The 8,480-nt window shown below is 72.2% G+C and carries 8 protein-coding genes and 1 pseudogene; 4 read left to right on the top strand and 5 right to left on the bottom strand.

Annotated elements, in window-relative coordinates:
• The 3 genes and pseudogenes from A5704_RS27805 to A5704_RS17630 all read right to left on the bottom strand — a co-directional run.
• A pseudogene (locus tag A5704_RS27805) lies at window positions 1-190 on the bottom strand (hypothetical protein); the annotation flags it as partial.
• 41 nt (window positions 191-231) lie between these two features.
• Window positions 232-1,527 carry a primosomal protein gene (locus tag A5704_RS17635; RefSeq protein ID WP_067783976.1) on the bottom strand — a complete coding sequence of 432 codons (1,296 nt, stop codon included), beginning with the start codon at window positions 1,525-1,527 and terminating at the stop codon, window positions 232-234.
• Between the two features lie 54 nt (window positions 1,528-1,581).
• Entirely contained in the window at window positions 1,582-2,460 is an 879-nt protein-coding gene (locus A5704_RS17630) for an alkaline phosphatase family protein (protein WP_067890161.1), read from the bottom strand.
• A gap of 116 nt (window positions 2,461-2,576) precedes the next feature.
• Between A5704_RS17630 and upp the strand changes: the two genes are divergently transcribed.
• Window positions 2,577-3,200 carry a uracil phosphoribosyltransferase gene (gene upp, locus A5704_RS17625; RefSeq protein WP_067890159.1) on the top strand — a complete coding sequence of 208 codons (624 nt, stop codon included), beginning with the start codon at window positions 2,577-2,579 and terminating at the stop codon, window positions 3,198-3,200.
• 3 nt (window positions 3,201-3,203) lie between these two features.
• Here the strand turns inward: upp and A5704_RS17620 are convergent, their stop codons facing one another.
• The gene (locus tag A5704_RS17620) at window positions 3,204-4,832 is read right to left on the bottom strand and encodes a phospho-sugar mutase (protein ID WP_067890158.1); all 1,629 of its coding nucleotides are present in this window, start codon (window positions 4,830-4,832) and stop codon (window positions 3,204-3,206) included.
• Window positions 4,833-5,639, bottom strand: coding sequence for a purine-nucleoside phosphorylase (locus A5704_RS17615; RefSeq protein ID WP_067752363.1), 807 nt, complete (start codon window positions 5,637-5,639; stop codon window positions 4,833-4,835). It lies immediately after the preceding gene.
• A 56-nt stretch (window positions 5,640-5,695) separates the two neighbouring features.
• On the opposite strand from A5704_RS17615, the gene A5704_RS17610 reads away from it, so the two are divergent.
• From A5704_RS17610 to A5704_RS17600, 3 genes are all read left to right on the top strand, one after another.
• Window positions 5,696-6,361 carry a cutinase family protein gene (locus A5704_RS17610; RefSeq protein ID WP_067752366.1) on the top strand — a complete coding sequence of 222 codons (666 nt, stop codon included), beginning with the start codon at window positions 5,696-5,698 and terminating at the stop codon, window positions 6,359-6,361.
• A gap of 36 nt (window positions 6,362-6,397) precedes the next feature.
• Window positions 6,398-7,588, top strand: coding sequence for a M20 family metallopeptidase (locus tag A5704_RS17605; RefSeq protein ID WP_067752370.1), 1,191 nt, complete (start codon window positions 6,398-6,400; stop codon window positions 7,586-7,588).
• Window positions 7,585-8,480, top strand: an 896-nt coding sequence (locus tag A5704_RS17600; protein WP_067890155.1) for an amidohydrolase, incomplete at its 3' end; no start/stop codon positions are given. The genes A5704_RS17605 and A5704_RS17600, both read left to right, overlap by 4 nt.

Here is an 8,480-nt window from a genome sequence, read left to right as displayed (position 1 = left end):
CCGCGATCGGAATGTGCCGCCTCGGCGACTGCGGCACGGCCTCCTCGGTGAACCGGCGCAGCCGGCGCCGGCGGCGGGCCTGGACCAGGATGTAGACCGCCAACAAGCCCAGCGGCAGCAAACCGAACACGAGCATGCCCGGGCGCTGAAAGCCGTACAGGGGCAACGGGCCTATCCCGGGAAGCGACACCCGCCAGTAAAGAGGAGACTTCCGGGCCCGTCAAACGGGGGCTACTCCCTGCGCAGCCGCCCGTCGACGAACTGCTCCAGGTTCTCCCACTCCCGCACCGCCGCCGCGTATGGCGCCGACGGCTTGCCGACCGAGCCGGGCTCGAGCACGTAGGCCACCAGCTTGCCCAGCGGGCGCCCCGTCTCGAGCGCCTTATCGACCGTGCCCTCCTCCGAGTAGTCGCCGATGTCGCGGAGCAGCTCGACGGCCAGGTCCAGCTGGTCGCGGTCCACGGCGTCCGGCCCGTCGGCGATGTCATCGGCCAGCCCGCTGAGCACGTAGATGTTGTCCTCGGTGACCTTGACCTCCAGCGAGCCGTCGGTGGCCGCGGTGCGGATGTCGTCGTAGGTGCTCAGGTCGGCAAGGTCGTGGTCGTGCTCGTCGGCGAGGTAGCGGGCCAGCGCCCGCTCGGAGGTGAACACGCTGATGCGCCCGTTGCGGCCCAGGAAGATCGGGCGGTCGTCCAGGTAGCACCGCAGCGTGTAGAAGGTGCCCGAACTCGTCATGATCCGAATCGGGTCGATGCCCACCTGCTGCCAGAAATCCTCGTCGCTGCCCAGGATCACGGTGTCGCCGGCCGCGCGGGGCTCCTCGTCGGCCTCGACGTCATCCTCCAGGGCCTCCTCGGCCTCGTCGGCCTCGTCCGCGGCCTCCTCCGCCTCCGCGCCGGCCTCGGTGTCTTCGGCCTCGTCTTCCTCCGGCTCCTCGGCCAGCTCGTCGGCCGCCTTGGCCGACAGCTTCTCGTCCACCTCGGGGGTGGTCACGATGCCCTCGATCGCGCCCAGCACGTCGTCCCAGCCCCGGCCGATGATCTCGCCGATCGCGTTCCAGCGTTTGAGGCCGGCCTTGCCCGCGAAGTGGTCGATCCCGCCCGACACGGTGCCCAGCGTTGGGTTGCCGTTGAAGAATTTCGACACCGCCGGGAGCTCGCACACCGACCCGATGGAGGAGACGAGCGACAGCGTGCGGGCCAGCCCGGTCACCGAGTCCTCGGTGGGCTTCTCCGACACCAGCTCCTCGACCGCGACCAGATCGAATTGCTTGTCCCCGGCCGGCGCGAACTTGTGCGCGTGCGCCGATGTCAGGTCCTTCCACGCCGGGTGATCGACCAGGTCGTTGTCGGTGTCGGAGCGCACGAACGCGACCAGGTCGGCGACGCTTTCGAAGACGTACAGGTCCTCGTCCTTGCCGAGGAAGGCCTCCCACTCGTCGCCGGCGTCGCGCCAGCGGGGCGCCCACATGGTGTAGCGGTCGCCGTCGGACAGGCTCAGGCGGATGGGCACGAGGTCAGCAGCCATGCGGCACACAATAGCGACGGCGGCCGAAGACGCGGGCCATCGGGCCATCGGGTTCTAGCCCCAGATATCGGCGATCGGCGGCGCGCCGGCCGCGTATCCGGTCTTGGGCAGCCCGTACATCTGCTCGATCGTGGAGAGCAGGTTGTAGTGGGTGATCCGCTCGGCGTAGTTGCCGGGGACCACGTGCGCGCCGTAGAAGATGGTCGGGATCTGGTTGCGGCTGGAATTGTCGTCCTCGTCCCACGTCACGATCAGCAGGCTGTTGTTGGCCACCGCCCAGTTGGCGTAACCCGACAGCTCGCGGTTGAGCCAGGTGTCGGCCTGCGCGATCGACCCGTCGTGCATGTTGTCGTCGTTGTTGGGGATGACGAACGACACGGTGGGCAGGCTCGCGTAATTGCCCATCGGGAACCCGGAGAACGGCAGGGAGTTCGCCGGCGGCACGTTGGTGAAATTGGCCCAGGGCACGTGCTTGCGCGCGTACTTGCCTGCGGTGCAGGCCGGCGAGCCGACGGCGGGCAGGCCTTCGGCGAAACCGGCGAACGTGTAGCCCGCGGCGAGTAATTCCGAACCCAGGTTGGGGGCGTCGCCCGCGTTGACCGGGCACCGGTCGCTGGTAACGCCGAAGGTGCTGCCGGCGAACATCGCCAGGTAATTCGGCTCGCTGGGGTGGGTTTCGGCAAACGACTGCACCATGTTGGCGCCGCTGGCGGCCAGGGCGGTGATGAAGGGCGCCGACTTGTTGCCGATGATGTTGGCTTCGGAGCGGTTCTCCTCCACCACGATCACGATGTGCGCGGGCTGCGGAATCGCCGCCGCCACAAGGCCGATGCGCGCGCTCAGCGGGCCGGCCGCGAGCCCCGCCAGCGCGACCGCGCAGAGCAGGTGCAGGACCCGAAATGCCCTGCCGGTCAACCCCGTTGAACCCCTCATTCCGCCCGGCACCACGGGAGCATAGGGGGACGCGAGCCACGGGCCGCGCCGACGCGGCCGGTTTCGGCGGGGCGTTTAACGAAAAGCGGCCGGATTGTTATATAGGGTCGAACACCGTGGAGGTGCGCGTTGTCGATCACCCGCTGGCGGTCGCCCGGCTGACGACGATGCGCGACGAACGCACCGCCGACGACGGCTTCCGGGCGGCGCTGCGCGACGTGACCGCGATGCTGGTCTACGAGGCCACCCGGGACGCGCCCCGCGAGACCTTCGGAATCCGCACACCGGTGGGCGAAACGCTGGGGGTGCGGCTGGCCAAGCCGCCCCTGCTGGTGCCGGTGCTGCGGGCCGGACTGGGCATGGTCGACCAGGCGCTCGCGCTGTTGCCGCAAGCCCGGGTCGGATTCGTCGGCGTGGCCCGTAACGAGGAAACCCACCGGCCCACAGGTTATTTCGAGTCGCTGCCCGACGAGCTGGCCGGCCTGCCGGTGCTGGTGCTCGACCCGATGCTGGCCACCGGTGGGTCGCTGAAGTACACCGTCGGCCTGCTGCTCGAGCGCGGCGCCACCGACATCACGGTGCTGTGCGCGGTGGCCGCCCCCGAAGGCGTTGCCGCGCTTGGGGAAACGGTGCCCACGGCCCGGCTTTTCACCGTGGCCATCGATGACGGGCTCAACGAGAACGCCTACATCGTCCCCGGCCTCGGCGATGCCGGGGACCGCCAGTATGGTCCTCGCTAGCTGCTAGAAGCTTCGCGCCACCGACATCAGCTCGTCGCGCAACGCGCCGGCGCGCCGGCGGGCGTCGTCCAGGCCGCCGGCCACGGCGCAACGAACTTCGATGTAGCACTTCAACTTCGGCTCGGTGCCGGACGGTCGCACCACCAGTCTGACCGACGTGCCGTCGTCGCCGCCGGTGAGGATCACCGCGTCGGTGATGTCGGTGAGCGTTGCGGTGAACCCGGCCAGCGTTCCCGGTGGCGCGGCCCGCAGCCGACGCATCAACTCGCCCGCCTCGGCGGTGCCGTCGACACGGCGGGACACCGCGGCGACGTCGTGCACGCCGTACCGCCGGGCGAGGTCGTCGAGCGCGTCACCCACCGAACGGCCCCGGTCCTTCAGCGCGGCCACCAGGTCGCACACCAGCACGGCCGCGCTGATGCCGTCCTTGTCCCGCACGGCGTCCGGGTCGACGCAGTGCCCGATCGCCTCCTCATAGGCGTAGACCAGCGTGCCGCCGGGCACGCCCGCGTCGGCGCGCGCCAGCCACTTGAAACCGGTGAGGGTCTCGACGTGGGTGGCCCCGTAGCGGTGCGCGATCGCCGCCAGCATCCGCGACGACACCACGGAGCTGGCCACCACCGCCGCCCGGGGGTCGGTGCTCCGCGACAGGATGTAATCGCCGAGCAGCCAACCGGTTTCGTCCCCGGACAGCATCCGCCAGCCCGACGCGGTGGGGATGGCGACCGCGCACCGGTCGGCGTCGGGATCCAGCGCGATCGCGACGTCGGCCGTGACGTCGGCGGCCAGGGCGAGCAACGCGTCGGTGGCGCCGGGCTCCTCGGGGTTGGGGAAGGCGACGGTGGGGAAGTCGGGGTCCGGCGCGAACTGCGCGCCCACCGTGTGCACCCGCTCGAAGCCGGCGCGCTGCAAAGCCGCCACGGCCACGGCGCCACCGACCCCGTGCAGCGGCGTCAGCGCCACCCGCGCCGTCCCGGTGCCGCGTCGCACCGCCGCGGCGCGGGCGACGTAGCGCTCGACCACATCGGTGCCGGTGGGCTGCACCGGCGCCCTGGCGATTTCGTCGGCCGGGGGCGCTGCGGCCATCGCCGTCTCGATCTCGCGGTCGGTGGGGGAGACGATCTGGATGCCGCCGTCGGCGTAGACCTTGTAGCCGTTGTCGGCCGGTGGGTTGTGCGACGCGGTGATCTGGATGCCGGCCGCGGCGCCGGTGCGGCGCACCGCGAACGCGACCACCGGCGTCGGCACCGGGCCGGGTAGCAATTGAACGGAGAAGCCTTGGGCGGCAAGCACTTCGGCGGTGACGGTGGCGAAGACAGCGGAGCCGTGCCGGGAGTCGCGCCCGACGATCACCGGCGCGCCGGCCAGGCCGCGGCCGCGCAGCACCTGCGCCACCGCCCAGGTGGCACGCGACACCACCGCCACGTTCATCGCGTCCGGCCCGCCGCGCACCGGACCGCGCAGGCCCGCGGTGCCGAACCTGAGCGGCCGCGCGAAACGCGCCGCCAGCTCGTCGGGCGCGCACGCGGCCAGCTCGGCGGCCGTCGCCGGGTCGGGATCGTGTGCGATCCACTCCGCCGCGGCGACCGCGAGCCGGGCGTCGCCGGAGGCCGAGGGTCGCTCGGGCGCCATCTAGAACCGGGCCACGACGTCGGCCAGCAGCGCACCCATCCGGCTCGCCGACGCGGCGCCCGCGGCGAGCACCTCGGCGTGGCTCAGCGGCTCGCCGCTGATCCCGGCGGCCAGGTTGGTCACCAGCGACACCCCCAGCACCTCGGCGCCGGCGGCCCGCGCGGCGATGGTCTCGTGCACGGTGGACATCCCGACCAGGTCGGCGCCCAGCGCCCGCAGCATGCGCACCTCGGCGGGGGTCTCGTAGTGCGGCCCCGGCAGGCCGGCGTAGACCCCCTCGGCCAGCCCGGGGTCCCCCTGGCGGGCCAGGTCCCGCAGCCGCGGCGCGTAGGCGTCGGTCAGGTCCACGAACTGCGGGCCGACCAACGGCGAGCGGGCGGTCAGGTTGAGGTGGTCGCTGATCAGCACCGGCTGGCCGACCGTCAGGTCCGGCCGCAGGCCGCCGGCGGCGTTGGTGAGCACGACGATGCGCGCCCCCGCCGCGCAGGCGGCCCGCACCGGATGCACCACGTGGCACAGGTCGTGACCCTCGTAGGCGTGCACGCGGCCAACGAGCACCAGCACCCGGCGCTCGCCGATGCGCGTCGACATCAGTTCGCCGGTGTGCCCGACCGCGGTCGGCGGCGCGAACCCGGGCACGTCGGCCTGGGGCAGCACCGCGGTCGGCGAGCCCAGGGCGGCGACCGCCGGGCGCCATCCCGATCCGAGTACGACGGCCACGTCGTGCTCGGGGACTCCGGTGCGCTCCGCGATGACCTCCGCCGCCAATCGCGCCAGTTCGGTGGGGTCGGAAGCGGGGTCGCTCACAGTCGGGGAGCTTAGCGCCGCGACGGCCCGCGCCGGCATATGTGAAAATCTGCCGCATGAAACTTCCTAGGTGGCAGGTGGTCGGCCTGGCCGTCGCCGTTGCGGTGTCACTGTTTTCGATTGCGAGCGGCCGGCCGCCGGTGGCGCGGGCCGACGGATGCCCCGATGTCCAACTCATCTTCGCCCGCGGCACCGCCGAGCCGCCGGGCCTCGGGGTGGCCGGAGATGCGCTGCTCGACGCCCTGCGGCCCGCCCTCGGCTCGCGCAGCGTCGACGCCTACCCGGTGAACTACCCGGCCAGCTACAACTTCCTGCAGACCGCCGACGGCGCCAACGACGCGCGCGACCACATCGCGCAGATGGTCGACCAGTGCCCCGGGACGCGGCTGGTGCTCGGCGGCTTCTCGCAGGGCGCCGCCGCGGTGTCGATGCTGGCCGGGGTGCCGCCGCTGGGCGAGCGGATCGGCAACTTCGGATCGGCCCCCGCGCTGGATCCCGGCCTGGCCAACAAGGTGGCGGCGGTCGCGGTGTTCGGCAACCCCGGAAACCGCTTCAACACGCCCTTGTCGACGACGGGTCTGTTCGCCGGCCGCGCCATCGACATCTGCAGCCCCGGTGACCCGGTGTGCGTGGTCGGCGGCCGCGACCGGGATGCGCACCACGATTACGGGGTGCCGCCGTACCCCGGGCAGGCGGCGGGATTCATCGCCGGGCTGGTGTAGGCCCGGGGCCTAAGGTCGCGGTGGGATACTGCGAGGATGCCCACCGCATTGGACGACCCGTCAAACAGGGTCGAGGAAGTCGTGCGGCGACGTGGCTCCGACCTGGTTGAGCTGTCCCACGCCATCCACGCCGAGCCCGAGCTGGCGTTCGCCGAGCATCGCAGCTGCGCGAAGGCGCAGGCATTGGTCGCCGAGCGTGGTTTCGCGATCACCGCGTCGGCCGGTGGACTGGACACCGCCTTCCGCGCCGACTTCGGCAGCGGCCCACTGACCGTCGGGGTCTGCGCCGAATACGACGCACTGCCCGAGATCGGTCACGCCTGCGGCCACAACATCATCGCCGCGTCGGCCGTGGGCACCGCGCTGGCGCTGGCCGAGGTCGCCGACGAACTGGGCCTGCGGGTGGCGCTGATCGGCACCCCCGCCGAGGAGATGGGCGGCGGCAAGGCGCTGCTGCTGCGCGCCGGGGTGTTCGACGACGTCGCGGCGGCGGTGATGCTGCATCCCGGTCCCGCCGACATCGCCGCGGCCCGCTCGCTGGCGCTGTCGGAGGCGACCGTGCACTACCGTGGCAAGGAATCTCATGCCGCCGTCGCGCCGCATCTGGGGATCAACGCCGCCGACGCCGTGACCGTCGCGCAGGTGGCCGTCGGGCTGTTGCGGCAGCAACTGGCCCCGGGTCAACTGGTGCACGGGATCGTCACCGACGGCGGACAGGCGGTCAACGTCATCCCCGGGCGCGCGACGCTGGAGTACGCGATGCGGGCGTTCGAGTCGGATTCCCTGAGACAGCTGGAGGGCAGGATGTACGCGTGCTTCGCCGCGGGCGCGCTGGCCACCGGCTGCGAATACGAGATCGACAACCCGGCGCCCGCCTACGACGAACTCCGGCCCGACGAATGGCTGGCCGACGTGTTCCGCGACGAGATGTGCCGGCTCGGCCGCGAGCCGGTGGCCCGCGAGGTCGAAGCGGCGCTGCCCATGGGCAGCACCGACATGGGCAACGTGACGCACGTGCTGCCGGGGATCCATCCGATCGTCGGGCTCGACGCAGGCGGCGCCACGGTGCACCAGCGCGCCTTCGCCACCGCCGCGGCCGGCCCCAGCGGCGACCGCGCCGTCGTCGAGGGCGCGATCATGTTGGCCCGCACGGTCGTTCAGCTGGCCCAAACACCCGCCCAGCGTGACCGGGTGCTGGCCGCGCGGGAACGGCGGGCGCACCCATGAGCCTGGCCGACGCCGCCACGTCCTGGCTGGCCGCACACCACGACGACCTCGTCGAGTGGCGCAGGCACATCCACCGCTACCCCGAGCTGGGCCGCCAGGAGTACGCCACCACCCAGTTCGTCGCCGAGCGGCTGGCCGACGCCGGGCTGAACCCCAAGGTGCTGCCGGGTGGCACCGGACTGGTCTGCGACCTGGGCCCCGAGCACGAACCGAGGATCGCCCTGCGGGCCGACATGGACGCGCTGCCCATGGCCGAGCGGACCGGCGCGCCGTACACCTCGACCATGCCCAATGTCGCGCACGCCTGCGGGCACGACGCCCACACCGCCATCCTGCTGGGCACCGCGCTGACCCTGGCGTCGGTGCCGGAGCTGCCGGTCGGCGTGCGGTTGATCTTCCAGGCCGCCGAGGAGCTGATGCCCGGCGGTGCGATCGACGCCATCGCCGCCGGCGCCATCACCGGGGTCTCGCGGATCTTCGCCCTGCACTGCGACCCGCGGCTGGAGGTCGGCAAGATCGCGGTCCGGCACGGGCCGATCACCTCGGCGGCCGACCAGATCGAGATCACGCTGCACTCGCCGGGCGGGCACACGTCGCGCCCGCACCTGACCGCCGACCTGGTCTACGGGCTGGGCACGCTGATCACCGGGCTGCCCGGTGTGCTGTCCCGCCGCATCGACCCGCGCAACGCGACCGTCCTGGTGTGGGGCGCGGTCAACGCCGGGGTGGCCGCAAACGCCATCCCGCAGTCCGGGGTGCTGGGCGGCACCGTGCGCACCGCGAGCCGGCAGACCTGGGTCGGCCTGGAGGACATCATCCGCGAGACGGTGTCGGCGCTGCTGGCCCCGCTGGGCATCGAACACACGCTGCAATACCGGCGGGGTGTGCCGCC

It is taken from the genome of Mycobacterium sp. E735 (assembly GCF_001666955.1).
In the GTDB taxonomy this organism is placed as follows: domain Bacteria; phylum Actinomycetota; class Actinomycetes; order Mycobacteriales; family Mycobacteriaceae; genus Mycobacterium.
Note: the sequence above shows the minus strand (reverse complement) of the source record. Positions and strands in the feature narration are given on the sequence as shown.

Bases quoted from the DNA above. Each gene is read 5' to 3' on its own strand.
- A5704_RS17635 (WP_067783976.1), bottom strand. From the start codon at position 1,527: ATGGCTGCTGACCTCGTGCCCATCCGCCTGAGCCTGTCCGACGGCGAC.
- A5704_RS17630 (WP_067890161.1), bottom strand. From the start codon at position 2,460: ATGAGGGGTTCAACGGGGTTGACCGGCAGGGCATTTCGGGTCCTGCAC.
- A5704_RS17620 (WP_067890158.1), bottom strand. From the start codon at position 4,832: ATGGCGCCCGAGCGACCCTCGGCCTCCGGCGACGCCCGGCTCGCGGTC.
- A5704_RS17610 (WP_067752366.1), top strand. From the start codon at position 5,696: ATGAAACTTCCTAGGTGGCAGGTGGTCGGCCTGGCCGTCGCCGTTGCG.
- A5704_RS17605 (WP_067752370.1), top strand. From the start codon at position 6,398: ATGCCCACCGCATTGGACGACCCGTCAAACAGGGTCGAGGAAGTCGTG.